At 71.8% G+C, this 24,194-nt stretch carries 20 protein-coding genes; 15 read left to right on the top strand and 5 right to left on the bottom strand.

Features of this window, described 5'->3' with window-relative positions:
* Positions 1-71: 71 nt before the first annotated feature.
* Positions 72-1,430: a diaminopimelate decarboxylase gene (locus OG410_RS17775; protein ID WP_329300067.1), complete on the bottom strand. Its 1,359-nt coding sequence runs from the start codon at positions 1,428-1,430 to the stop codon at positions 72-74.
* Positions 1,431-1,612: 182 nt separating this feature from the next.
* Here OG410_RS17775 and hutU point away from each other — a divergent pair, with 182 nt between their 5' ends.
* From hutU to hutI, 4 genes are all read left to right on the top strand, one after another.
* Positions 1,613-3,307 (top strand): urocanate hydratase, encoded by a 1,695-nt coding sequence (gene hutU / locus OG410_RS17770; protein WP_329300066.1) that lies wholly within the window; start codon positions 1,613-1,615, stop codon positions 3,305-3,307.
* On the top strand, positions 3,304-4,527 hold the full coding sequence (locus OG410_RS17765) for an allantoate amidohydrolase (protein ID WP_329300065.1): 1,224 nt from the start codon (positions 3,304-3,306) through the stop codon (positions 4,525-4,527). Before hutU ends, OG410_RS17765 begins: the two co-directional genes overlap by 4 nt.
* Positions 4,524-5,882 (top strand): formimidoylglutamate deiminase, encoded by a 1,359-nt coding sequence (locus OG410_RS17760; protein WP_329300064.1) that lies wholly within the window; start codon positions 4,524-4,526, stop codon positions 5,880-5,882. Before OG410_RS17765 ends, OG410_RS17760 begins: the two co-directional genes overlap by 4 nt.
* 71 nt (positions 5,883-5,953) lie before the next feature.
* Positions 5,954-7,129 (top strand): imidazolonepropionase, encoded by a 1,176-nt coding sequence (gene hutI, locus OG410_RS17755; RefSeq protein ID WP_329300063.1) that lies wholly within the window; start codon positions 5,954-5,956, stop codon positions 7,127-7,129.
* Positions 7,130-7,208: 79 nt separating this feature from the next.
* On the opposite strand, the gene OG410_RS17750 is transcribed toward hutI, so the two are convergent.
* Both OG410_RS17750 and OG410_RS17745 read right to left on the bottom strand, forming a co-directional pair.
* The gene (locus tag OG410_RS17750; RefSeq protein WP_329300062.1) at positions 7,209-8,789 is read right to left on the bottom strand and encodes an RICIN domain-containing protein; all 1,581 of its coding nucleotides are present in this window, start codon (positions 8,787-8,789) and stop codon (positions 7,209-7,211) included.
* A 345-nt stretch (positions 8,790-9,134) separates the two neighbouring features.
* Positions 9,135-10,052 (bottom strand): RNA polymerase sigma factor SigF, encoded by a 918-nt coding sequence (locus OG410_RS17745; RefSeq protein ID WP_328669488.1) that lies wholly within the window; start codon positions 10,050-10,052, stop codon positions 9,135-9,137.
* Positions 10,053-10,302: 250 nt separating this feature from the next.
* On the opposite strand from OG410_RS17745, the gene OG410_RS17740 reads away from it, so the two are divergent.
* The 6 genes from OG410_RS17740 (at position 10,303) to OG410_RS17715 (ending at position 16,048) form a co-directional block, all read left to right on the top strand.
* Positions 10,303-10,671 (top strand): STAS domain-containing protein, encoded by a 369-nt coding sequence (locus OG410_RS17740; RefSeq protein ID WP_326787354.1) that lies wholly within the window; start codon positions 10,303-10,305, stop codon positions 10,669-10,671.
* Positions 10,672-10,946: 275 nt separating this feature from the next.
* Positions 10,947-11,510: an ATP-binding protein gene (locus OG410_RS17735; protein ID WP_329300061.1), complete on the top strand. Its 564-nt coding sequence runs from the start codon at positions 10,947-10,949 to the stop codon at positions 11,508-11,510.
* A 328-nt stretch (positions 11,511-11,838) separates the two neighbouring features.
* Positions 11,839-12,582 carry an LPXTG cell wall anchor domain-containing protein gene (locus OG410_RS17730; protein WP_329300060.1) on the top strand — a complete coding sequence of 248 codons (744 nt, stop codon included), beginning with the start codon at positions 11,839-11,841 and terminating at the stop codon, positions 12,580-12,582.
* Between the two features lie 30 nt (positions 12,583-12,612).
* On the top strand, positions 12,613-13,590 hold the full coding sequence (locus OG410_RS17725; protein WP_329300059.1) for a COG1470 family protein: 978 nt from the start codon (positions 12,613-12,615) through the stop codon (positions 13,588-13,590).
* Between the two features lie 5 nt (positions 13,591-13,595).
* Positions 13,596-14,705, top strand: a complete 1,110-nt coding sequence (locus OG410_RS17720; RefSeq protein WP_329304154.1) for a hypothetical protein — start codon at positions 13,596-13,598, stop codon at positions 14,703-14,705.
* A gap of 62 nt (positions 14,706-14,767) precedes the next feature.
* Entirely contained in the window at positions 14,768-16,048 is a 1,281-nt protein-coding gene (locus OG410_RS17715; RefSeq protein WP_329304153.1) for a hypothetical protein, read from the top strand.
* Positions 16,049-16,190: 142 nt separating this feature from the next.
* Here OG410_RS17715 and OG410_RS17710 read toward each other — a convergent pair whose 3' ends face one another.
* Complete coding sequence (locus OG410_RS17710) at positions 16,191-17,687, bottom strand: oligopeptide:H+ symporter (protein ID WP_329300058.1); 1,497 nt, start codon at positions 17,685-17,687, stop codon at positions 16,191-16,193.
* A gap of 526 nt (positions 17,688-18,213) precedes the next feature.
* Between OG410_RS17710 and OG410_RS17705 the strand changes: the two genes are divergently transcribed.
* Both OG410_RS17705 and OG410_RS17700 read left to right on the top strand, forming a co-directional pair.
* Complete coding sequence (locus OG410_RS17705) at positions 18,214-18,891, top strand: response regulator transcription factor (RefSeq protein ID WP_018566970.1); 678 nt, start codon at positions 18,214-18,216, stop codon at positions 18,889-18,891.
* Positions 18,892-19,055: 164 nt separating this feature from the next.
* A complete protein-coding gene (locus OG410_RS17700; protein ID WP_329300057.1) occupies positions 19,056-20,339 on the top strand; it encodes an ATP-binding protein in 1,284 nt (427 codons plus the stop codon).
* Positions 20,340-20,452: 113 nt separating this feature from the next.
* Here the strand turns inward: OG410_RS17700 and OG410_RS17695 are convergent, their stop codons facing one another.
* Entirely contained in the window at positions 20,453-20,998 is a 546-nt protein-coding gene (locus OG410_RS17695; protein WP_329300056.1) for a GtrA family protein, read from the bottom strand.
* A 208-nt stretch (positions 20,999-21,206) separates the two neighbouring features.
* On the opposite strand from OG410_RS17695, the gene OG410_RS17690 reads away from it, so the two are divergent.
* The 3 genes from OG410_RS17690 to OG410_RS17680 are packed head-to-tail and all read left to right on the top strand — an operon-like array spanning position 21,207 to position 24,105.
* Complete coding sequence (locus tag OG410_RS17690; RefSeq protein WP_326787361.1) at positions 21,207-22,367, top strand: 5-(carboxyamino)imidazole ribonucleotide synthase; 1,161 nt, start codon at positions 21,207-21,209, stop codon at positions 22,365-22,367.
* Positions 22,364-22,888: a 5-(carboxyamino)imidazole ribonucleotide mutase gene (gene purE, locus OG410_RS17685; protein ID WP_151471261.1), complete on the top strand. Its 525-nt coding sequence runs from the start codon at positions 22,364-22,366 to the stop codon at positions 22,886-22,888. Before OG410_RS17690 ends, purE begins: the two co-directional genes overlap by 4 nt.
* A gap of 5 nt (positions 22,889-22,893) precedes the next feature.
* The gene (locus tag OG410_RS17680) at positions 22,894-24,105 is read left to right on the top strand and encodes a dipeptidase (RefSeq protein ID WP_443063765.1); all 1,212 of its coding nucleotides are present in this window, start codon (positions 22,894-22,896) and stop codon (positions 24,103-24,105) included.
* The last annotated feature ends 89 nt before the right edge of the window (positions 24,106-24,194 follow it).

The raw sequence follows: 24,194 nt of genomic DNA, 5'->3' as shown, positions 1-24,194 counted from the left end.
GATCTTCCCGGTCAAAAGGCGGGCCGGAGGGCTGGGTCTGTCCGTCGGTCGGAGGGGGGAATCTCGCCGGCTCACAGGTTGGTGAGTGAGCGGGTGTGCGCGCCGCCCGACTCCGCGACGATCTCGGCGAGGGCCTGCGGCTCCCGCACGACCGCGAAGCGCACGCCTCCCGCGTCGCCTCCGGCCGGTGCGAAGCCGTAGACGCCGGGGCGGGCCAGCGAGTTGTACGCGTAGTGGTGGGCGAAGTAGTACGCGCCCGTGTCCAGCGCGGCCACGTGGTCGCCCTGTTCGAGCAGCGGCAGCGGGCGGCCCTCGGCGAGCAGGTCGCCCGCGAAGCAGGCCGGGCCCGCGACGTCCTGGACGACGTCCGGCCCCGTCTTGGGGCGGCCCTTCGCGTCGTACGCGGCGATCCGCAGCGGCCACGACCCCGGCGCGTACACCGTGCGGGTCGCCACCTGCACCCCAGCATGGGTGACCGCGATCGCCCTGCCCCCGGCGGACTTCGCGTACTCGACCCGGGCCAGCACCGTCCCGTGCTTGGCCAGCAGGGACCGCCCGAACTCGGTGACCAGCCCGTACCGCCCGTCGAACAGGCCCGGTGTCACCTCCGCGAGCAGCCGCGCGTACTGCTCGTACGTCGGTGCGGTGGCGTCGGAGGTGAAGTCGACGGGCAGTCCGCCGCCGATGTCGATCGTGTCGACCTGCCGTCGCCCGACGTGCCGGTTGATCTCCTCGGCCAGCGCGTACGTCTCCGCCACGCCCCGCGCCATCAGCGGGAGCGGCATGCCCTGCGAGCCCGAGTGCGCGTGCAGCCGGGTCAGCCAGGGCCGGTCGGCGTACGCCCGCAGGATCCACGCGCGTGCCCCCTCGTCCCGCAGCGCGACCCCGAACTTGGAGGTCGCCGTCGCCGTCGACAGTGCCTCGATCGAACCCCCGCCGACCTGCGGGTTCACCCGGATTCCGAGAGGGGATCCGGTGGCGGCCGAGCGGACGGCGGCGTCGATGCGGTCCAGCTCCTGCGGGCTGTCCGCGTTGACCGCGACGCCCAGCGCCAGCGCCTCGCGCAGTTCGGCGGGCGTCTTGGCCGGCGAGTCGAGCACGGTCTGCCCGGCCGGGATCCCGGCCGCCGTGGCGAGCGCGAGCTCCCCGGGGCTCGCCACCTCCGCGCCGATGCCCTGCTCGCGCAGCAGCCGCAGTACGGGCACGAGGGGCGTCGCCTTCACCGCGAAGGTGTGCAGCACGGGGGTGCCGGGAGCGGTCACGGCGTCGAAGGCGGCGTGCAGCGCGGCGGCCGAGGCCCGGATGCCGGGGACGTCGAGGAGCGCGACGATGGGACGGTCGGGACCGAGGAGCCCCTGCTCCACGGCAGCCCGCACGGCGTCGTCCCGCCGCGAGACCCGCACCGCGTCCGAAGTCCCCGCCGAAGACATCGCAGCCCCACCCGCCCCGTGGCCGTCGTCCGCCCGATCCCCTGTCCTGTCCATGTCTGCGCCCATGCGTCCCAGCCAAACACCCGAGAGGGGGGCGTGCGGGGCCACGCGCCTATTGACTAGCTCTATTCAAAAGGCCAGGATGTGAATATCTATAGCAACAGTCCGCTGGGAGGCAGACCATGTCAGGACCCCGCCCCGTCCGAGCGCCGCGCGGTACGGAACTGAGCGCCCTGGGATGGCAGCAGGAAGCCGCCCTGCGGATGCTGCAGAACAACCTCGACCCCGAGGTCGCCGAGCACCCCGACAAACTCGTCGTCTACGGCGGCACCGGCAAGGCGGCCCGGGACTGGCGCTCCTTCGACGCCATGGTCCGCACGCTCAGGACCCTCAAGCAGGACGAGACGATGCTCGTCCAGTCCGGCCGCCCCGTCGGCGTCATGCAGACCCACGAGTGGGCCCCGCGCGTCCTCATCGCCAACTCCAACCTGGTCGGCGACTGGGCGAACTGGGAGGAGTTCCGGCGCCTGGAGCAGCTCGGCCTCACCATGTACGGCCAGATGACCGCCGGTTCCTGGATCTACATCGGCACCCAGGGCATCCTCCAGGGCACCTACGAGACCTTCTCCGCCGTCGCCGCGAAGCTGCATTCAATTGGTAAAGGAGGGGTCAACGGCACCCTCGCCGGGACGATCACCCTCACCGCCGGCCTCGGCGGCATGGGCGGCGCCCAGCCGCTCGCCGTGACGATGAACGACGGCGTCGCCATCTGCATCGACGTGGACCCGCGCGCCATCGAGCGCCGGATCGAGCACCGCTACCTGGACGTGCGGGCCGACTCCCTGGAGCACGCCCTCCAGCTCGCCGTCGAGGCCCGTGACCAGCGCAAGCCGCTCTCCATCGGTCTGCTCGGCAACGCGGCGGAGCTGTTGCCCCGCATGCTCGCCGAGGGCGCCCCCATCGACATCGTGACCGACCAGACCTCGGCCCACGACCCCCTCGCCTACCTCCCCGTCGGCATCGACTTCGACGACATGGCCGACGCGGCCGCCAAGGACCCGGCGGGCTTCACCACCCGCGCCCGCGAGTCCATGGCCAAGCACGTCGAGGCCATGGTCGGCTTCATGGACGCCGGCGCCGAGGTCTTCGACTACGGCAACTCCATCCGCGGCGAGGCCCAGCTCGCCGGGTACGACCGCGCCTTCGCCTTCCCCGGCTTCGTCCCCGCCTACATCCGCCCGCTGTTCTCCGAAGGCAAGGGCCCCTTCCGCTGGGCCGCCCTGTCCGGCGAGGCCTCCGACATCCACAAGACGGACAAGGCGATCCTCGACCTCTTCCCGGAGAACGAATCGCTGCACCGCTGGATCAAGCTGGCCGGTGAGCGCGTCCACTTCCAGGGCCTGCCCGCCCGTATCTGCTGGCTCGGCTACGGCGAGCGCGACAAGGCCGGCGAGCGCTTCAACGACATGGTGGCCTCCGGCGAACTCGCCGCTCCCCTCGCCATCGGCCGCGACCACCTCGACTGCGGCTCCGTCGCCTCCCCGTACCGCGAGACCGAGGCCATGCTCGACGGCTCCGACGCGATCGCCGACTGGCCGCTGCTGAACGCCATGGTGAACGTCGCCTCCGGCGCCTCCTGGGTCTCCATCCACCACGGCGGCGGCGTCGGCATGGGCCGCTCCATCCACGCCGGCCAGGTCTCCGTCGCCGACGGCACCAAGCTTGCCGGCGAGAAGATCCGCCGCGTCCTGACGAACGACCCCGGCATGGGCGTCATCCGCCACGTCGACGCGGGTTACGACATCGCCGAGTCCGTCGCGGACGAGCGCGGTGTGCGCATCCCGATGCGTGAGGGTGACGAAGGCGGCGCCGCGTGACGTTCCACAGCATGTGGGCGGAGCTGCTGCCGATCGGCCGCAGTTCCGCCTCCGGCGGCTACCGCCGGTTCGCCTGGACCGGGGCCGACACCGACTGCCGCGCCTGGTTCCGGCAGCAGGCCGAGTCCCGCGGGCTTACCTACGAGCTCGACCGCAACGGCAACCAGTGGGCCTGGCTCGGCGACCCCGCCGCCGGGGACGCCGTGGTCACCGGCTCGCACCTGGACTCCGTGCCCGACGGCGGCGCCTTCGACGGCCCCCTCGGTGTCGTCTCCTCCTTCGCCGCGCTCGACGAACTCCGAGCCCGTGGAGTGCAGTTCACCAAGCCCCTCGCCATCGTCAACTTCGGCGACGAGGAGGGCGCCCGGTTCGGGCTCGCCTGCGTCGGCTCCCGGCTGGCCGCCGGACAGCTCACCGTCGACCAGGCGCACCGGCTCACCGACGCCGACGGCATCACCCTGCCGCAGGCCATGGAACGCGCCGGGTACGACCCCGCCGGCATCGGCCCCGACCCCGAGCGGCTCGGCCGGATCGGCGCCTTCGTCGAACTCCACGTCGAGCAGGGCCGCGCCCTCGACATCGGCGGCGACCAGGTCGGCATCGCCAGCGCCATCTGGCCGCACGGCCGCTGGCGCTTCGACTTCCGGGGCGAGGCCAACCACGCCGGCACGACCCGGCTCGTGGACCGTCACGACCCGATGCTGCCGTACGCCGAGACCGTCCTCGCCGCCCGCCGCGAGGCCCGGCTCGCGGGCGCCGTCGCCACCTTCGGCAAGATCGCGGTCGAGCCCAACGGCGTGAACGCCATCCCCTCCCTCGTGCGCGGCTGGCTCGACTCCCGCGCCGCCGACCAGGCGACCCTCGACACGGTCGTCGGCGGCGTCGAGAAGGCGGCCCGCGAGTACGCCGACGCGCAGGGCGTCGAACTCGACGTGATCCGCGAGTCGTTCACCCCCGTCGTCGAGTTCGAGCACGCCCTGCGCGACGAACTCGCCCGCATCCTGGGCAAGGAGCGGGACGCCGTCCTGAACGTCCCCGTTCTCGGGACCGGTGCCGGACACGACGCCGGAATCCTCTCCGGCACCGTCCCGACCGCCATGCTGTTCGTACGCAACCCCACGGGTGTCTCGCACTCCCCGGCGGAGTTCGCCGCCGAGGACGACTGCGTGGCCGGGGTGACCGCACTCGCCGACGTACTCGAAGGGCTGGCCTGCAGGTGACACAGACGTACTGGCTGGAACACGCCTGGCTCGGCACGAACGTCGAGCCGGGCGTCGCCGTGACCGTGTCGGGCGGCGGCTCCGAGGCCGGTGCCGACGGCCGTGTCACCGACGTCCGCACCGGCGTCGACACCCCGCCGCCGGGAGCCGAGATCCTGCGCGGACTCACCCTCCCCGGCCTCGCCAACGCCCACTCGCACGCCTTCCACCGAGCTCTGCGCGGCACCGTCCAGGTCGGCTCCGGCACCTTCTGGACCTGGCGCGAGATCATGTACTCCTTCGCGGACCGGCTGACCCCGGAGACCTACCACGCGCTGGCCCGCGCGGTGTACGCGGAGATGGCGCTCGCCGGAGTCACCTCCGTCGGCGAGTTCCACTACGTGCACCACGCCCACGACGGCACCCCCTACGCCGACCCCAACGCCATGGGCGAGGCACTCATCGCCGCAGCCGCCGACGCCGGGATCCGCATCACCCTGCTCGACACGGCCTACCTCTCCTCCGGCTTCGGGCAGCCGCCCAACCCGCACCAGCGGCGCTTCTCCGACGGCACCGCCGACGCCTGGGCGGAACGCTCTTCACTTCTCAAGGACCGGGATCACGCACGGATCGGCGCGGCGATCCACTCCGTACGGGCCGTGCCCGCCGGACAGCTCGCCACCGTGGCGCGCTGGGCCGAGGAGCGGCGCGCCCCGCTCCATGTGCACCTGTCCGAGCAGACGGCGGAGAACGAGGCCTGCCTCGCCGCCCACGGCCGCACGCCCACCCGGCTGCTCGCCGACCACGGTGTCCTCGGACCGCGCACCACCGGCGTCCACAACACGCACCTCACCGACGAGGACATCGCCCTGCTCGGCGGCTCCGGCACCGGCACCTGCATGTGCCCGACCACCGAACGCGACCTCGCCGACGGCATCGGCCCCGCCGTCGCCCTCCAGCGCGCGGGCTCGGCCCTGTCGCTCGGCTCCGACAGCCACGCCGTCATCGACCTCCTCGAAGAGGCCCGCGCGATGGAGCTGAACGAGCGGCTGCGCACCCGGACCCGCGGTCACTGGACGGCCGCCGCCCTGCTGCGCGCCGCCTCCGCCGACGGCCACGCGGCCCTCGGCTGGGACGACGCGGGCAGCATCGAGACGGGCGCGCTCGCCGACTTCACGACGATCGCCCTCGACTCGGTCAGAACAGCGGGACCGGTGCCACGCCTCGGCGCGGAGACAGCCGTATTCGCGGCCACGGGCGCCGATGTCCGGCACACGGTCGTGGCGGGCCGGCACGTCGTGCGCGACGGCGCGCACACGCTCGTACCGGATGTGCCGGCAGCGCTCGCGGACGCCGTCCAGGCGCTGCGCTCCTGACTCCCGGGAGGGCGGGAGACCCCGCCCTCCCGACGCCCCCCACCAGCAGTCCCGCCACCCCTGAGGACGCCATGAGCAGCACGACCGTCATCACCAACATCGCCGGTCTGGTCACCAACGATCCCTCCCTCGGCGACGGTTCCCCTCTCGGTCTGATCCAGGACGCGGCCGTCGTCATCGACGGCGACCGCGTCGCGTGGACCGGTGAATCAAGCAAAGCACCCGCCACTGACAACCGGGTCGACGCCGGCGGCCGCGCGGTGATCCCGGGCTTCGTCGACTCCCACTCGCACCTGGTCTTCGCCGGCGACCGCACCCAGGAGTTCAACGCCCGCATGTCCGGCCGGGGGTACAGCGCGGGCGGCATCCGCACCACCGTCGCCGCCACCCGCGCCGCCTCCGACGAGGAACTGGAGCGCAACCTCACCCGCTACCTGCGCGAAGCCCTCCGCCAGGGCACCACGACCTTCGAGACCAAGTCGGGCTACGGCCTGACCGTCCGGGACGAGGCCCGCGCGCTGCGCATCGCCGCCTCGCACACCGACGAGGTCACCTACCTGGGCGCGCACATCGTCTCGCCGGACTACGCCGACGACCCGGCCGGCTACGTCGCCCTGGTGACCGGCGAGATGCTCGACGCCTGTGCCCCGTACGCCCGCTGGGTGGACGTCTTCTGCGAGAAGGGCGCCTTCGACGGTGACCAGGCGCGGGCGATCCTCACGGCGGGCAAGGCGAAGGGCCTGCACCCGCGCGTGCACGCCAACCAGCTCTCGTACGGCCCCGGTGTCCAGCTCGCCGTCGAGCTGGACGCGGCGAGCGCCGACCACTGCACGCACCTGACCGACGCGGACGTCGACGCCCTCGCGAGCGGCGGCACCGTGGCGACCCTGCTCCCGGGCGCCGAGTTCTCCACCCGCGCCGAGTGGCCGAACGCCCGCAGGCTGATCGACGCGGGTGTCACGGTCGCGCTGTCCACCGACTGCAACCCGGGCTCGTCCTTCACGTCGTCCGTGCCCTTCTGCATCGCGCTCGCGGTACGGGACATGCGGATGACCCCGGACGAGGCCGTGTGGTCGGCGACCGCGGGGGGCGCGAAGGCCCTGCGCCGGGACGACGTGGGCCGGATCGCGCCGGGCGCCTACGCGGACCTCACCCTGCTGGACGCCCCCAGCCACGTCCACCTCGCCTACCGTCCGGGTGTCCCACTGGTCACCGGCGTCTGGCGGCGCGGCGTCCGCGAGGTCTGAGCGCGCCGACGGAGGCGGGCCGACGCCGGCCGGCGTACGCGGACGGAGACGGGGCCGGGGCCGGGACGAAGGGGAACCGTCAGGTGGTGCCCGCGCGCCAGCGCTGGCCCGTGCCCCCGTTCAGCGGCACCAGGGTCAGCCCGCCGTCGCCGTCCGGTGTCATCGCCGTCTCGATGGCCACGGCAGGGCGGATCACACCGTCCCCGTCGACGGTGAAGCGGAGGTGGTCGCCGTGGTCGCCGTCGAGCGAGGAGCACTCCCAGATGCCCACGCCCTTGTCGACCGAGCCGCGGCTGTCCAGGCAGAAGTCGTCGTCGGCGGCCGGCCGGAGGGAACCGCTGCCGGTGTCGACGCGCCAGCGCTGGGTGGAGGACGGGGAGCAGGGCGCGGTGACGACGTCCGTGCCCTTCTCCAGGTCGCCGTCGCGGATGTCCAGGCACAGCCCGGAGGCGACGTTCACCACCTGGGCGTAGGAGCCGTCGGGCGGGCGGAAGACAGCGGTCGGGCTCGGCTTCGGGCTCGGTGACCTCGGCGGCGCCGAGGTACGGGACGGGGAGGGCGACGCCGACGTCGCCGACGGCGACGGCGAGGCCGACGCCGTGGGGGCCGACGGGGTGACCGGGACCGTCGCCGTGATGGTCACCGCGGGCGGGCCCGAGGGCGTGGCGACCGAGCCCGCCGCGTCCGCGGACGGCGTGCCGCCCGAGGACAGCAGCAGGAAGAGGACCGGCGCCAGGGCCACGCCGAGCGCCGCCGCCGAGGTCAGGACGACCCGGCGGGACGGCGGCCAGGGAAGCACCGACGTCCGCGGGGCGGCGGGAGGCCCGGGCGTGGCTGCCCCCGTCGGCTCGGCGTTCGTGACGTACGCCGTACCCGCCCACGGCAGCAGGCCCTCGGCCAGGGCGGAGCGCGGATGGTCGCGCAGGGCGGTCAGTTCCTCGTACGCGGCCGAGCAGTGCGCGCAGCGCGCCATGTGGGTGTGCAGGTCGGTGCTGGAGCGCGGGTTGTCGGGCCGCACCGACTCCTCGATCAGCCGGCGGAAGTCTCCGCAGCGCGGATCGTCCGAGGCGGCCAGCCGGTACTTCAGACAGGCCTGGCCCAGGGACTGGAGTGCCTGGGCGGTGCCGTACGTGACGTCCTCGGCCGTGACGCCGAGCATGACCGCCGTCCGTTCCGCCGGTTCGCGCTCCACGACCGCGTACCAGATGAGCCCCTGGGCGCGGGACGGGAGGGACTGGAAGGCCGGGAGCAGCGACGGGACGGGGCCGCCGGGGCCCGCCGTGCTGAGGACGAGGAGCAGGCCGGGGTCGAGGCCCGCGGCCCGCTGGTCCCGGGCCCACGAGGCCGCCGCCACCCGCCCGGTGAGCAGCAGGAGTTGGTGCCGCCAGGGGACGTTCGGGTCGATGCCGCGTGCCGTCTCGCGGGCCGCGAGGGTGAAGGTCTGCGCGGCGAGCTGGCCGGCCCCGGAGTCGCCGGTGGTGCACAGCCGGGCGTAGGCGAGGACCGAGGCGCGGTGGCGTGCGCGGAGTTCCTGGAGGGCCGCGTACGCGGTCGAGGTCCCGGCGCGCAGCAGCTCGGTCAGCCGCGCGTCGGACGCGTCCGCGGGCAGTCCGTCGCTCCCGGCCGCGGTGTCTCTGCCGGGCGGGTCGCCCTGCGCCATGTTCGTCCGCCTCCCCGCACCTGGTGCGTGCTCGTCCCGTCCTGACGTACCGGCCAGTTTGGGATGCCCATAGTGACGGGATCGGCCCTCCGGGAAAAGAGTTGTTGAACAACGATTCCATGGGAGCGCTCTCAACCTCCCCGCGCGACAGGCAAGTTGTCTGTGCTGCGCAGAAGTTCCCCCAGGTCCGGGGCGAGCGGCCCTGACGGAGACCGGGTCGGAGTTCCGCGGGCGGGCCGGGCGGACAGTGGGGAAGCCGGGCGGGCGGCCGGAAAGACGGAGCGGTCCGGCGCTTTCGGCGCCGGACCGCTCCGATGCGCGGCCGCCGTGGGCCGCGAAGTCCTGTCACTCCTCGACGGTCAAGCCCTTGCGGAGCCGCACGAGGGTGCGCGACAGCAGCCGGGAGACATGCATCTGGGAGATGCCGAGTTCGTCGCCGATCTCGGACTGGGTCATGTTCGCCACGAACCGCAGGGAGAGGATCTGCCGGTCACGCTGCGGGAGTTCCGCGATCAGCGGCTTGAGGGACTCCACGTACTCGATGCCCTCGAGTCCGTTGTCCTCGTAGCCGATGCGGTCCGCGAGCGCGCCCTCGGAGTCGTCCTCCTCGGGCTGGGCGTCCAGCGAACTGGCCGTGTAGGCGTTCGACGCGGCCATGCCTTCGACGACCTCGTCGCGGCTGATGCCGAGCCGTTCCGCGAGCTCGTCCACGGTCGGCGCGCGGTCGAGGCGCTGGGCCAGTTCGTCGCCGGCCTTGGCCAGGTCGAGCCGGAGTTCCTGGAGCCTGCGGGGTACCCGCACCGACCAGGAGGTGTCGCGGAAGAAGCGCTTGATCTCGCCGATGATCGTCGGCATCGCGAAGGTGGGGAACTCGACACCGCGGCTCAGCTCGAACCGGTCGATCGCCTTGATGAGGCCGATGGTGCCGACCTGGATGATGTCCTCCATCGGCTCGCTGCGGGAGCGGAAGCGGGAGGCGGCGAACTTCACCAGCGCGAGGTTGAGTTCGACGAGTGTGTTGCGGACGTACGCGTAGTCGTGCGTGCCCTCTTCGAGGGACTCCAGCCGCGCGAAGAGCGTCTTGGACAGAGCCCGCGCGTCCACCGGCCCCACCTCGTCGTACGGGGGGATCTCCGGAAGTCCGGTGAGTCCGGTGAGTGCGTCGACTCCGTCGGTTCCGGTTCCGTCGACGTGCTCCGGGGATTCCGGAGAAGGTGTCGACGTCGCCGTCAGGTTCTGCGATGCGTCGAGCCGGGGTGACATGTGGCCTCCATCGTTCTCGGCATATGGCCGCCGATGCCGATACGTGCACTGCGGTGTGCGGCGCCTCCAAAGCCGGCCGGGGTCGGATAGGTGTCTCTACTAGCCCTACCCGGTTTGCCGAACTCACCGCAAGTATCGTATGCGGTGAAATGTCCATTTTCATGGGGTTGTTCGGGTGTCGGGTGACGTGGAGAAGGCGTAGTGTTCGAGTGCGTACGTCAGTAGTCGCGACACTCGGGAGAGAGACGGCATGGACCGTGGGACGGTCGGCAGCGCTCAGTCTGGCCGGCTTCTTGTCGAGGTGCGGGAAGAGGGCACGAGTGCCGTCGTGACTCCCGCGGGTGAGCTCGATCACCACACGGCCGATCTGTTGCGTGAGCCACTCGAAGGGTGCCTCGAAAAGGGGTACGCGCGACTGGTCATCGACTGCTCCCGGCTGGAGTTCTGTGATTCCACCGGGCTCAACGTGCTGCTCGGTGCCCGGCTGAAGGCCGAGGCCGCGGGCGGCGGGGTCCATCTGGCCGCGATGCAGCCGGTGGTGGCGCGGGTCTTCGAGATCACGGGGGCGGAGGCGGTCTTCACCGTCCACGACACGCTCGAAGCGGCGCTGTCCGGCTGAGCTGCGGGGCCTCTGTCATGGCGCCGTCCTCGTCCCGGAGGCCCCTGCGTGATCGGCGCGTTACTCGCGTCACAGGTTCCGTGCCGAATAAGTGGGTGTTCGGACGGTTCCGTCGGGCAGGAGACATCCTGGATGCGTCGGCGGTCCAGGGGTCGGCGGCCGGTGCGGCGCAATTTGTTGATCCACAAGCGGTGAAAGCCGTTGATCCATCCGTACTGAGTACTGCGTACTGAGTCTTGAATCGTGAACCGGTGAATCGGTGAGGTGAAGCGCTGATGAGCACCACCCGGCCCTGCTCGCCGGGCGACCGCGGCCCGGAGTCGGGCGACGGCGGCGCTTCCGCGGTGTCCGCGCGGAGCGCGGCGCCCGTGGACGGCGCGACGTCCGTCGACAGCGCGGCCCCGGTCGGCGCGGCCCCCGTGCCCGTCGGGCGCCAAGCCCGCAGGCTGAGCCTCGACGGCGAGAGCGGTGTCGTGCCGCTCGCCCGCGACTTCGCCCGGCAGGCGCTGTACGCGTGGGGCTGGCTGCCCGCGGCGAGCGCCGACCGGCGGGCCGCTGCCGAGGATGTCCTGCTGGTCGTCTCCGAGCTGGTCACGAACGCCTGTCTGCACGCCGAGGGCCCGGACGAACTCCGGATCTCCTGCGACAACAAGGTGCTGCGCATCGAGGTCTCCGACCGCGGGGCGGGCCAGCCCACCCCGCGCACCCCGCACCGCGCCGGGCGCCCCGGCGGCCACGGCATGTTCATCGTGCAGCGGCTCTGCCTGGACTGGGGCGTCGTACGGACGCCCGGAGTCGCGGGCAAGACGGTATGGGCGGAACTGGGCGCCCCCGCGTAGCCCATCCGTCCGGCCACCCGCGTCCGGCGGCGGCCTGGTTCATCGGTCCGCCCGCGTCCGGTGGCCTCGTTCATCCACCCGGCCGCCCGTGTCCGGTGGCCCGGTGCACCGGCCCGGCGCTCGTCGGCGGCCCGGTCCGGCCGTGAACCGCCCGCCGGTTACCCGTTCTTGGTTACCCACGGTTCGAACCTCCCTTCGTGCGGCACCCGATGCGCGCCGGATCCCCACGGATCCGGCGCGCACTTTGTCTTCCCTCCACAAGTCCCCGGGCGTACCTTGACGGCCGATCTGATGTTCCGTCAGGAAATCGCCAAGGACGCCGTCAGGAATGAGGGGCAGGCCCGTGTCGTACCGGACGTACCAGAAACGAACCGCCGCGCTCGCGTTCGCCGCGGCCCTGGCCGGCTCGGCGGTGCTGACGGCCGCCCCCGCAGCCCAGGCCGCCGTGGTGGACGTCAACTACCAGTGCAAGACGCCGATCGGCGACAAGAGCGCCGTCTCGCCCATCGACATCAAGAGCGTCAAGAGCGGCAGCGCCTACAAGCTCACCATGTCCTGGCAGAAGGGCGTCTCCTCCAGCCCGGTCGAACTCGGCAAGGGCGCGATGACGCCGAGCGCCGTCATCAAGGTGGGCGGCGCGGACAGCGGCACGGTGGCGGTCAGCGGCGCGGCCAACGCGGCCGCCATCCCCGCCAACACCCCCATCAAGATCAATGACTTGAGCGGAACCTACACGCCGAAGAAGTCCGGCAAGGTCACCTTCACCGCGGGCGTCCTCACCATCAAGGCCCTCGGCACCACGACCACCTGCACGCCCTCGAACAACCCGGGGCCCTCGCTGACCCTCGACGTCACGGCGGCCGGCGGTTCCGGCTCCTCGACCTCGGGCTCCTCCGGCTCCGGTTCCAGCGGGTCCCAGAGCGGCTCCGGCTCCGGCTCCGGCGAATCCCTCCCGCAGACCGGCCCCGAGGACTCCGTGATCGCTCTCGGCACCCTCGGCGGAACGGTCCTGCTCGCCGGCGCGGCAGGCGTGCTGTGGCTGACGCGCAGGCATCAGGCGGTACGCCGCTGACCGCCCCGCACCACGACCTGGAGCCGCCGCATGCCGTACGCACTCCCCGCCGCCCACGTGCTGGGCCTGACCCTGGTGCTGCTGAGCGCGGCACCGACGGCCCTGGCCGCCGAGGGCTGGTCCGTCGTCCCGGCCGGGGGCGGCACGGCCGGCGGGCGGCCCTCCGTCTACGCGGAGGGCGCGCCCGGCACGGTCCTTCAGGACGCGGTGTCCGTGCTCAACCCGGGTACGCGGCCCCTCACCGTCCGGCTGCGCGGCGCCGACGCGGACAACACCGCCGACGGAGGCTTCACGGTCCGTGAACGGCCGGCGGACGCGGGCGCGTGGATCGCCTTCGCCGGACACGCTGACGGCCGCAGGACCGCGGTGCGGGAGCTGTCCGTACGGGTGCCGGCGCGCACCCGTGCCGACGTGCCGTTCACCATCGGCGTCCCGGCCGGGGCGGCGCCCGGTGACCGTCCCGGCGCGATCGTCGCGAGCGGCGGCGGCCGCACCTCGGCGGTCCGGGTCCAGCTCCGGGTGGCGGGACCGGCGTTGTCGGCGCTGAGCGTCGAGCACGTCAGGGTGGGCGGCGGACGGATCTCCTACGAGCTGGTCAACCGCGGCACCACGGTCCTCGCCCCGCGGCTGGCCGTGCACGCCGACGGGGTCTTCGGCACCCTGCTCGACCGGGGCCCGCGCGCCCTGCCCGTCGAGCTCCTGCCCGGCCGCCGCGTCACGCTCCACGAGCCGTGGACCGGCCCGCCCTCGCTCGACGCGGCGGACGTGCGGCTGACGGTGACGGCGGCGGGCGGTGTGCGCTCGACGGCCACCGCTTCGGTCCGGTTCGTGCCGTGGGGGCCCCTGGCCGGGGCGGGAGCCGCCCTGGTGGCGCTCCTGGGTGCCTTGGCCGCCGTACGGCACCGCAGGCGGGCCGGGGTGCGCGGGCGTCCCGGGCGCCGGGCGCGGGACGGCGGGGCCGGTGAACAGAGCGGCACGGAGGTCGAGTTGACGGGAGCGGTGTCGTGAAGGTCCTGGGCGGCAGGATACGGACGGCGGTCCTGGGGGCGGTGCTGGCGCTCGTCCTGGTCCCGTCGGCGGTGGCGGCCTCGGCGCTGCCGGTGTCCGCCGCCGGCAAGCCGAGCGTCACGCTGTCCAAGTCCGAGGCGGGAAGCGGTGGTTCGATCACCGTGACCGGCAGCGGATGGCGGCCCGGGACGCTGCTGATGATGCTGATCTGCGGGCAGTCCGTGCCCGCGCGCGGGGTGATCGGCGGCACCAACTCCTGCGCCAACGCCGACGGACGGGCCGTCACCACCGACGCCAAGGGCGGCTTCAGCAAGAAACTGCCGGTCGCCGAACCGCCCAAGCCCTGCCCCTGCGTGGTGCATGTCGCCACCGTCACCGGGGAGAAGGCCGAGGCCGACGCCATCTTCATGGTGGCCGGCCACGCGGTCGAGCCGCTGCCGAAGGAGGAGGGCGGCGGCCGGATCGCGGTACTGACCGACCCCCGGCTCGACGGTTCGAGCGGTCTGCTGACCTGGTTCGGCTCACCTCCCTCGCGCACCCTCGTCCTCACCGTCGGCAACGTCGGCACCGGCCCCGTGAAGGACCCGGTCTTCCAGGTCGGCACCTCCCACGGGGTGTTCGCCCCGCGGTGGGAGGAACAGCAGTGGCGCGGCACCATCGCGCCCGGCCGCAAGGCGCAGATCAGACTCCCCATCGAACTGTCGGCCGGGGCGCACGGCGACTACACGGTCTCGCTGAGGTACGGCGGGAAGGTGCTCGCCGAGCAGCCCTGGGGCGTGGGCCGACCCTGGGGCGTCACCGTCTTCTGGATCCTGCTCTGCGTGGTCGTCCCGGCCGCGGTGTTCCGTGCCGGCATGGCCGTGGTGGACCGGGTGCGCCCCCGCAGGTCGGCCGGGCGTGCGGGCCGGCACCGGGGGCTGAGGCCGGCCGAGCTCACCCTGCGCATGCCCTGGGTGAACGCCGCCCCCCGGACACCGGCGGACGACTCGGCCTCCCCGGTTCCGGTCCTGCCCTGGTTCACCGCGGACAACGATCCGGGGACCGGGGCGAACGGTCAGCTCTCCGCACCGCAAGAGAACGGTCCGACGACGCAGACGAGAAAGGGGCACACGTGAGCAGGCAACGGAGAGTGGTACCGGCCCAAGGCCGCAGAGCGGGCGCGGCCGGGGTCGCGCTGATGCTCGGCGGTGCGGGCATCCTGCTGGGGGTGGCCGCCGTTCCCGCGCAGGCCGCCGAGGTGTCGTACAGCACGGAGTGCATTCCGCCCGCGATCTCCGGGCTGCCCGCTGTGCAGGGCACCACGAAGGTCGAGATCACCGCGCCCGCCGAGGCGAAGGTGGGCGACGAGGTCACCATCACCTGGAAGTTCGTCCAGGCCGCCTCGAAGAACCCCGACGTCCTCGACCTCGACGCGAACACCGTCAAGCCCACTGGGACGCTGAAGGCGGGCGGCGCGCAGACGGCCGACATCGCGATGGAGGGGCCGCGCACGAACCCCGCGATCCCCAAGAACAGCGACATGAAGCTGTCCGACATGACGGGCAGGCTGAAACTGACGGCGGCGGGCGATGTCACGCTCACCCCGGACGCGTACAACATCAATGTCAGCAAGCCGATCTCCACCGACACCAAGTGCACGCCCAAGGAGGCGGTGAGCCCCTCGGCGACCATCAAGGTGACGAGCGGTGGCGGTTCGGGCGGCACGCCGACCCCGACGCCGACTCCCACCCCGACGCCCACTCCGACCTCGACGTCGCCGAGCGGTTCGGCCACCCCGTCGCCCAGCGGCAGCGGGACCGACGGGGGCGCCGACACCGGCGGTTCCGGCGGGCAGACCGACTTCACGGGCAAGGAGGTCTCCGTCCCCTACGCGTGCAAGACGCCCATCGGAGACAAGAACGCCACCTCGGCCGTCCAGATCAATGCCAAGAAGAACGGCGGGAGTTTCGGCCTCACCGTGAAGTTCAAGGCGTCGGTGATGGACAGCCCGGCGGACATCCCCGCGGATTCCGTGAAGCCGTCGATGGAGGTGGTCCTGGGCGGTGCCGACAAGGGCACGGTGCATGTGGAGGGGCCGACGAACTCCGCGCCCATCAAGTCCGGAGACCCGATCGAGATCCCCGATCTGACGGGCACCTACAAACCGGGCGCGACCGGTAGCTCGACCCTGTCCCCGGGAGTGCTGACGGTGATGGCCCTGGGCACGACGACGACCTGCACCCCGACCAAGTCCGAGGTCTCCCTGACCTTGGACACCTCGGAGCAGGCGAGCGGCGCCTCGGGCGGTGGGTCCTCCTCGTCCGGCTCCGGTTCCGCCGGCACGTCCACCGGCGGGGGCCTGGCGGAGACGGGCTCCGACAGCCACAGCGCCCTCAAGGCGCTCGGACTGGTGGCGGGCACGGTCGTCCTGCTGGGCGGCGCGGTCTTCACCTTCATGCCGGGCCGCCGGACACGATGACAGGCACCGGCACCCGCCGGCCCTGACCGTGGCACTGGCACTGGCCCCGGTCCCCGCCCCGGCCGCCGGCCGGCCGCGGAAACGGCGAGGGGCCGCCGCACCGAACGGTGCGGCGGCCCCTCGCCGTGCTGTGGAACCGACGTCAGTGGACGTCGCCCATGAGCTGCTTGACCTTCTTGCGGTACATCCACACCGCGACACCGGCGATCACGGCGAGCGTGGCCTCCAGGGCGACGATGCCCGTCTTGTTGAGGTCGACCTCGGCGATGGAGAGCAGACCGGTCGTGGCGTCACCGGCGGTGACGGCCAGGAACCAGACACCCATCATCTGGGAGGCGTACTTCGCCGGAGCCATCTTCGTGGTGACGGAGAGGCCGACCGGGGAGAGCAGCAGTTCACCGACGGTCTGCACGAAGTAGATCGCCACCAGCCACATCGCGGCCGCCTTGTGACCGCCCTCGGCGATCGTCAGCGGGGCCAGGAAGAGGAAGAACGACGCGCCGACCAGGATCAGACCCGAGGCGAACTTCGTCGCCGTGCTCGGCTCCTTGCCGCGCTTGTTCAGCCACAGCCACGCGAAGGCGAAGACCGGGGCCAGCGCCATGATCATGACCGGGTTGACCGACTGGTACCAGGAGACCGGGAACTCCCAGCCGAAGATGGTGTTCTTCGCCGACTCGTCGGCGAAGATCGACATCGTCGAGCCGCCCTGGTCGTAGATCATCCAGAAGACGGCCGCGGCCACGAAGAACCAGATGTACGCGGACATCTTCGACTGGTCGGCACGGTCCAGGGACTTGTCGCGCTTGATGCGCCCGATGACCATGACCGGGATGACCAGGCCGGCGATCGTGATCGGGACCAGCAGCCAGTTCAGCGTGTAGTGGCCCGAGAAGCCGACGATCGAGTAGAAGACGACGGCGACAGCGGCCCACAGCGCGGACTTGCGCAGCGTCGAGGACTTCTCCTCGGCCGTCAGAGGCGTGGGGACCTCGTGCGAGCGGGCGCTGAGGTGACGGCCGCCGAGCAGGTACTGGATCAGACCCAGCGCCATGCCGAGCGCGGCGAGGGCGAAGCCCAGGTGCCAGTTCACGTTCTCGCCGACGGTGCCGATGATCAGCGGAGCGGCGAAGGCGCCGAGGTTGATGCCGACGTAGAACAGGGTGAAGCCACCGTCACGGCGCGGGTCGTCCGGGCCGTCGTAGAGGTGGCCCACCATCGTGGAGATGTTGGCCTTCAGCAGACCGGAACCGACCGCCACGAGGCCGAGGCCGGCGTAGAAGGTTCCGGAGGAGGGCAGAGCCAGCGTGAGGTGGCCCAGCATGATGATCAGACCCGCGACGGCGACCGTCTTGCGGGGGCCGAGGACACGGTCGGCGAACCAGCCGCCCGGCAGGGCGAGCAGGTACACCAGGGAGAGGTACACCGAGTAGATCGCGGTCGCGCTGGCCGCGCTGAGGTGCAGACCGCCCGGTGCCACCAGGTACAGCGGGAGCAGTGCCTTCATCCCGTAGTAGGAGAAACGCTCCCACATCTCGGTCATGAAGAGAGTGGCCAGTCCGCGGGGGTGGCCGAAGAAGGTCTTCTCGGATCCGGAGATTCCCGGAGTCGCCGAGTCCTTCGTCAGGCTGGACGCCATTTCGATCCTTGCTGGTCGGGACGCGCTGTTGGGGGGTCCCCTCGCTCACGGGGAAACCGAGAGCTCGGGGGAATTGCGCGCCCATGGGGGTCGGCCGGCACCGGCGGGACACGGCGTCCGTCCCCACGCCCACGGGGAGTCCGCTCCGGAAGTACCGGAGCGGCGGACGGCGACCACCGGGATCCACGCCCGTCACGCGTCAGCGTGTCCGGGCCCGGCCACAGGTCTTTCCTTCGAGGCTGGCTGTCACCAGCCCGCACACAGAAGAGACCTTCAGCATCAAGTTCGAGCCAAAGGTCCCGATGTGGTGCAACAGGCGTTCGGTCACCTTACGACATCACAATGCCCCATATGGAAGGACTTGAGATATGGATCACAGGCAATCATGGAACCGCGAGCGACCTTTCGAAGGTGTCAACCAGGATCGCATCCCACACCCACAGGTAAGAAACACCCGGACGGAGGGTGTGAATCACGGACGCGGATCACTGCCCGGGCGTACTCCACGGCGGACTACCATCACCCCATGACCCGTGTACTGCTCGCCGAGGACGACGCGTCCATCTCGGAGCCGCTGGCCCGTGCCCTGCGCCGGGAGGGTTACGAGGTCGAAGTCCGCGAGGACGGCCCCACCGCGCTCGACGCCGGAATGCAGGGCGGTGTCGACCTGGTCGTCCTGGACCTCGGACTGCCCGGCATGGACGGCCTGGAAGTCGCCCGCAGGCTCCGCGCCGAGGGCCACACCGTGCCCATCCTCATCCTCACCGCGCGCGCCGACGAGGTGGACACCGTCGTGGGCCTCGACGCGGGCGCCGACGACTACGTCACCAAGCCGTTCCGGCTCGCGGAACTCCTCGCCCGGGTACGGGCGCTGCTCCGGCGCGGCGCCGCCGAACCCCAGCAGCCGCCCGCCACCCACGGCGTACGCATCGACGTCGAGTCGCACCGCGCCTGGATGGGCGACGAGGAACTCCAGCTCACGGCGAAGGAGTTCGACCTCCTTCGGGTCCTCGTCCGGGACGCCGGCCGCGTCGTCACCCGCGACCAGCTCATGCGCGAGGTCTGGGACACCACGTGGTGGTCCTCCACCAAGACCCTCGACATGCACATCTCCTGGCTGCGCAAGAAGCTCGGCGACGACGCCGCGAACCCCCGCTACATCGCGACGGTACGAGGCGTCGGCTTCCGCTTCGAGAAGAGCTGAGGCCTCACGGGAGACTCCGGAGGGGGCCGGGTCCCGAAAGGGGCCGAGGCCCGGCCGGTCCGGCCGGCGACGGAGGACCCGCGCTCCCGGACCGGTGACGTGCTCGGGCCGGAGCGGCGAACGTGCACACTGGTCCCGGTACAGCCATCTGCCCGGAGGGCCCCGTGCGTCGCCGTCTGATCCAGTCCACCCTCGCCGTCGTCCTCGTGGTGATCGCCGTGTTCGGTGTCTCCCTCGTCATCGTCGAGACCCGCACGATCAGCAACAGCGCCCAGGAGCGTGTGGACTCCGAGGCGCTGCGCCTGGCCAGCATCGTGGACAGCCGCATCGTCGGCGACGAGAACATCACCGGCACGACCTTCAAGAACCAGGTCACCGACCGGCGCTACGCCGTGATCAGGATTCCGGGCCGCGATCCCATCGAGGTCGGCAAGCAGCCCACCGGCGACGTCATCCAGTACACCGCCAAGGGTGAGTCGGGCGAGACGGTCACCGTCCAGGAGCCCCGCTCCTCGGTGACCAAGGAGGTCGGCCGCACGCTCCTGGTCATCGGAGCCGTCGCCCTGCTCGCGATCATCGCCGCCGTCCTGCTCGCCGTACGCCAGGCCAACCGCCTCGCCTCCCCCCTCACCGACCTCGCCGAGACGGCGGAACGGCTGGGTTCGGGCGACCCCCGCCCGCGGCACAAGCGCTACGGCGTCCCCGAACTCGACCGGGTCGCCGACGTGCTGGACAGCAGCGCCGAGCGCATCGGCCGCATGCTCACCGCCGAGCGCCGCCTCGCCGCCGACGCCTCCCACCAGCTCCGGACACCGCTGACGGCACTGTCCATGCGGCTGGAGGAGATCACCCTCACCGACGATCCCGACACGGTGAAGGAGGAGGCGACGATCGCGCTGACGCAGGTGGAGCGCCTCACGGACGTGGTCGAACGCCTGCTCACCAACGCCCGCGACCCGCGTACCGGCTCCGCCGTCTCCTTCGACCTCGACGAGGTCATCAAGCAGCAGCTGGAGGAATGGCGCCCGGCCTACCGCAGCGGCGGCCGGGCGATCGTCAGCTCCGGCAAGCGCCATCTCCAGGCGGTGGGAACGCCGGGCGCGGTCGCCCAGGTCCTCGCGGCACTGATCGAGAACTCCCTCATGCACGGCGGCGGCACCGTCGCCCTGCGTACCCGCGTGACCGGTAACCAGGCCGTCATCGAGGTCACCGACGAGGGCCCCGGCGTCCCCACCGACCTCGGCGCCCGCATCTTCGAGCGCACCATCAGCGGCCGCAACTCCACCGGCATCGGTCTCGCCGTCGCCCGCGACCTCGCGGAGGCCGACGGGGGCCGTCTGGAAATGCTCCAGGCCCAGCCGCCGGTCTTCGGCCTGTTCCTGTCCCGCACCCCGCACAAGCGCCCGCCCCGGCTCGCCGAGGACGACGACGAGCGCACGGTCAGGTAGGGACGGCGAGCCCACGGTCAGGCAGGGGAGAGGACCGGGCAGGGCCGAACGCACCGGTCGGGCGGGAAACGCGCGGTCGGCGGGAGCGGACCGTCACGCGGGGAGCGGCCCGCTCAGTTCACGCGGGCCCGCGGACGGCGCGACTCGGGCTCGGGCTCCTCGTCCAGGAACGATTCGGCGCTGGCCACCGCCTCACGGGCCGGAAGCGCCCGGAACACCCAGGTGCGGTAGGACCAGAAGCGGAAGAGCGTCGCGACGCCGATGCCGAGGAACTTGAAGACGTTGCTCTGCAGCGGGGTGTCCCAGCCGAAGCCGTACGTCGCCGCGTACAGCACACCGTTCTCGATGACCAGGCCCACCAGGCTGAACAGCAGGAACAGCGTCAGCTCCTTGGTACGCCCGCCCTTGTCACGGTCCCGGTAGGTGAAGTAGCGGAATCCGACGTAGTTGAAGACGATGGACACGACCGTGGCGATGACACTGGCCCGCACGACCTGCAGGTCCGTGAGATGGCGGACGAGGTTGAACATGAGCAGGTTGACGAGCAGCCCCGCACCGCCCACCGCGCCGAACTTGGCGACCTCACGGAAGAGCAGGTCGAAGCGGCGCCGAACCGCGCTGCGAGGCCCGGCATGAGGCCCCGATGTAGCACTGTCCATGGTGTCGCCAGCCCCCGTCGGTGGGTCTTGTCTGTGCCGCGCCGGTGAACGCGCGATGGAATACGCCAACCAGCCCATGCTAACCAGCGCCCCCGCGCGGTGCCTGTGCATGTGCTCACAGGTAAGAAAAGTCCCGGTCAGCGGAAGGGAAAATCGGGCGAATCGGCGCGGAAACCGGCCACTGTGGCGCGGCCGATACTCTTGGAGCGTGACGTTCCCGGTAGTCGGCATGGTCGGCGGGGGTCAGCTCGCTCGTATGACACACGAGGCGGGCATCCCGCTCGGCATCAAGTTCAAGCTCCTCAGTGACACTCCGCAGGAGTCCGCGGCGCAGGTCGTCGGCGAGGTGGTCGTCGGCGACTACCGCGACCTCGACACGCTGCGTGACTTCGCGCGGGGCTGTGACGTGATCACCTTCGATCACGAGCACGTCCCCACCGAGCACCTGCGGGCCCTGGAGGCGGACGGCATCCCCGTCCGGCCGGGCCCCGACGCGCTCGTGCACGCCCAGGACAAGGGCGTGATGCGCGCGAAGCTCGACGCGATCGGTGTGCCGTGCCCACGGCACCGCATCGTGACCGACGTCGCGGACGTGGCCGCGTTCGCGGCGGAAGGCCTCGCCGAAGGGCAGGAGGGCGACGGCTTCCCGGTCATCCTGAAGACCGTCCGCGGCGGCTACGACGGCAAGGGCGTCTGGTTCGTCCGCTCCCTGGAGGAGGCCGCCGACCCGTTCCGCGCGGGCGTTCCCGTCCTCGCCGAGGAGAAGGTCGACTTCGCCCGCGAGCTCGCGGCGAACGTCGTCCGCTCCCCGCACGGCCAGGCCGTCGCCTACCCCGTCGTCGAGTCCCAGCAGGTCGGCGGCGTCTGCGACACCGTCATCGCCCCGGCGCCCGGCATCGCCGAGGAGCTGGCCCTGGAGGCCCAGGAGCTCGCTCTGCGCATCGCCAAGGAACTCGGTGTCGTCGGGCACCTGGCCGTCGAGCTCTTCGAGACCCGCGACGGACGCATCCTCGTCAACGAACTGGCCATGCGCCCGCACAACTCGGGCCACTGGACCCAGGACGGCGCGGTCACCTCCCAGTTCGCCAACCACGTCCGCGCGGTCCTCGACCTCCCGCTCGGCGACCCGCGCCCGCGCGCCCGGTGGACGGTCATGGCGAACGTCCTCGGCGGCGACTACCCCGACATGTACTCCGCGTACCTGCACTGCATGGCCCGCGACCCGCAGCTGAAGATCCACATGTACGGCAAGGACGTGAAGCCCGGCCGTAAGGTCGGCCACGTCAACACCTACGGCGACGACCTGGACGACGTGCTGGAGCGCGCCCGTCACGCTGCCGGCTACCTGAGAGGCACGATCACCGAATGAGCCCCGTTGTAGGCATCGTCATGGGTTCGGACTCCGACTGGCCGGTCATGGAGGCCGCGGCCCAGGCGCTGGACGAGTTCGAGATCCCCTACGAGGTGGATGTCGTCTCCGCGCACCGCATGCCGCACGAGATGATCGCGTACGGCGAGCAGGCCGCGGAGCGCGGGCTCAAGGCGATCATCGCGGGCGCCGGCGGCGCGGCCCATCTGCCGGGGATGCTGGCGTCCGTCACCCCGCTGCCCGTCATCGGTGTGCCCGTCCCGCTCAAGTACCTCGACGGCATGGACTCGCTGCTCTCCATCGTGCAGATGCCGGCCGGCGTGCCGGTGGCGACCGTCTCCGTCGGCGGCGCCCGCAACGCGGGCCTGCTGGCCGCCCGGATGCTCGCCGCCCACGACGAGGAGCTCCTCGGCCGGATGCGGGAGTTCCAGCAGGAACTGAACGACCAGGCCACCGAGAAGGGCAAGCGACTGCGCGCCAAGGTCGAGGGCGCCGCCGGCGGCTTCGGCTTCGGGAAGTGACGCGGATGTCCTCGTCCACCCAGGCACCCCAGTCCTCGCTGCCCTCGCTCGACCGTGCCCGGGCCCTGCTCGACGAGTTCCCGGTCGTCGACGGGCACAACGACCTGCCCTACGCCCTGCGCGAGCAGGTCCGCTACGACATCGGCGCCCGTGACATCGCCGCCGACCAGAGCGCCCACCTGCACACGGACCTGGCCCGGCTGCGCGCGGGCGGCGTCGGCGCCCAGTACTGGTCGGTGTACGTCCGCTCGGACCTGCCCGGCGCCCTCACCGCCACGCTGGAACAGATCGACTGCGTACGGCAGCTGATCGACCGGTATCCGGCGGACCTGCGTGCCGCGCTGACCGCCGCGGACATGGAGTCGGCCCGCGCCGAGGGCCGTATCGCCTCCCTCATGGGCGCGGAGGGCGGTCACTCGATCGACAACTCCCTCGCCGCCCTGCGCGGGCTGTACGCGCTCGGCGTCCGCTACATGACCCTCACCCACAACGACAACATCGCGTGGGCCGACTCGGCGACGGACGTTCCCGTGGTGGGCGGCCTGTCGTCCTTCGGCCGCGAGGTCGTACGGGAGATGAACCGCGAGGGCATGCTCGTGGACCTGTCGCACGTGGCCGCGACGACCATGCGCGACGCGCTCGACACCTCCGTCGCGCCGGTGATCTTCTCCCACTCCTCGGCCCGCGCCGTGTGCGACCACCCGCGCAACATCCCGGACGACGTGCTGGAGCGGCTGCCCGCCAACGGGGGAGTCGCGATGGTGACGTTCGTGCCGAAGTTCGTCCTCCAGGAAGCGGTCGACTGGACGGCGGCCGCCGACGAGAACATGCGCGCCAACGGCTTCCACCATCTCGACACCACCGCCGAGGGCATGAAGGTCCACCGCGCCTTCGAGGAGGACAACCCGCGCCCGATCGCCACGGTCTCGACGGTCGCCGACCACCTCGACCACATGCGCGAGGTCGCCGGAATCGACCACGTCGGCATCGGCGGCGACTTCGACGGCACGGCGTTCACCCCGGCCGGGCTGGACGACGTCTCCGGCTATCCGAACCTGATCGCCGAGCTCCTCGACCGCGGCTGGTCGTCCAGCGACGTGACCAAGCTGACCTGGCAGAACGCCGTGCGCGTGCTGGGCGCGGCGGAGGACGTGTCCCGCGACCTCCGGTCCCGCCGGGCACCGTCGAACGCGACACTGGAGCAGCTGGACTGCTGAGGGCCGGCCCGCCGAGGGCCGGCCGAGCACCGGGGGCGGAGGGCCGGCCGGGTTCGTGGCCGAGGGCCGGCGGCTCCCGGCAGCCGCCG

Origin of the sequence: Streptomyces sp. NBC_00659 (assembly GCF_036226925.1) — a bacterium.
In the GTDB taxonomy this organism is placed as follows: Bacteria; Actinomycetota; Actinomycetes; order Streptomycetales; family Streptomycetaceae; genus Streptomyces.
The sequence above is the reverse complement of the archived record's forward strand: the minus strand, read 5'-3'. Positions and strand labels throughout refer to the sequence as shown.

Excerpts from the sequence above, each read along its gene's own strand:
- OG410_RS17775 (WP_329300067.1), bottom strand. The coding sequence starts at position 1,430 with ATGTCTTCGGCGGGGACTTCGGACGCGGTGCGGGTCTCGCGGCGGGAC.
- hutU (WP_329300066.1), top strand. The coding sequence starts at position 1,613 with ATGTCAGGACCCCGCCCCGTCCGAGCGCCGCGCGGTACGGAACTGAGC.
- hutI (WP_329300063.1), top strand. The coding sequence starts at position 5,954 with ATGAGCAGCACGACCGTCATCACCAACATCGCCGGTCTGGTCACCAAC.
- OG410_RS17750 (WP_329300062.1), bottom strand. The coding sequence starts at position 8,789 with ATGGCGCAGGGCGACCCGCCCGGCAGAGACACCGCGGCCGGGAGCGAC.
- OG410_RS17745 (WP_328669488.1), bottom strand. The coding sequence starts at position 10,052 with ATGTCACCCCGGCTCGACGCATCGCAGAACCTGACGGCGACGTCGACA.
- OG410_RS17740 (WP_326787354.1), top strand. The coding sequence starts at position 10,303 with ATGGACCGTGGGACGGTCGGCAGCGCTCAGTCTGGCCGGCTTCTTGTC.
- OG410_RS17735 (WP_329300061.1), top strand. The coding sequence starts at position 10,947 with ATGAGCACCACCCGGCCCTGCTCGCCGGGCGACCGCGGCCCGGAGTCG.
- OG410_RS17730 (WP_329300060.1), top strand. The coding sequence starts at position 11,839 with ATGAGGGGCAGGCCCGTGTCGTACCGGACGTACCAGAAACGAACCGCC.
- OG410_RS17725 (WP_329300059.1), top strand. The coding sequence starts at position 12,613 with ATGCCGTACGCACTCCCCGCCGCCCACGTGCTGGGCCTGACCCTGGTG.
- OG410_RS17715 (WP_329304153.1), top strand. The coding sequence starts at position 14,768 with ATGCTCGGCGGTGCGGGCATCCTGCTGGGGGTGGCCGCCGTTCCCGCG.
- OG410_RS17710 (WP_329300058.1), bottom strand. The coding sequence starts at position 17,687 with ATGGCGTCCAGCCTGACGAAGGACTCGGCGACTCCGGGAATCTCCGGA.
- OG410_RS17705 (WP_018566970.1), top strand. The coding sequence starts at position 18,214 with ATGACCCGTGTACTGCTCGCCGAGGACGACGCGTCCATCTCGGAGCCG.
- OG410_RS17695 (WP_329300056.1), bottom strand. The coding sequence starts at position 20,998 with ATGGACAGTGCTACATCGGGGCCTCATGCCGGGCCTCGCAGCGCGGTT.
- purE (WP_151471261.1), top strand. The coding sequence starts at position 22,364 with ATGAGCCCCGTTGTAGGCATCGTCATGGGTTCGGACTCCGACTGGCCG.
- OG410_RS17680 (WP_443063765.1), top strand. The coding sequence starts at position 22,894 with ATGTCCTCGTCCACCCAGGCACCCCAGTCCTCGCTGCCCTCGCTCGAC.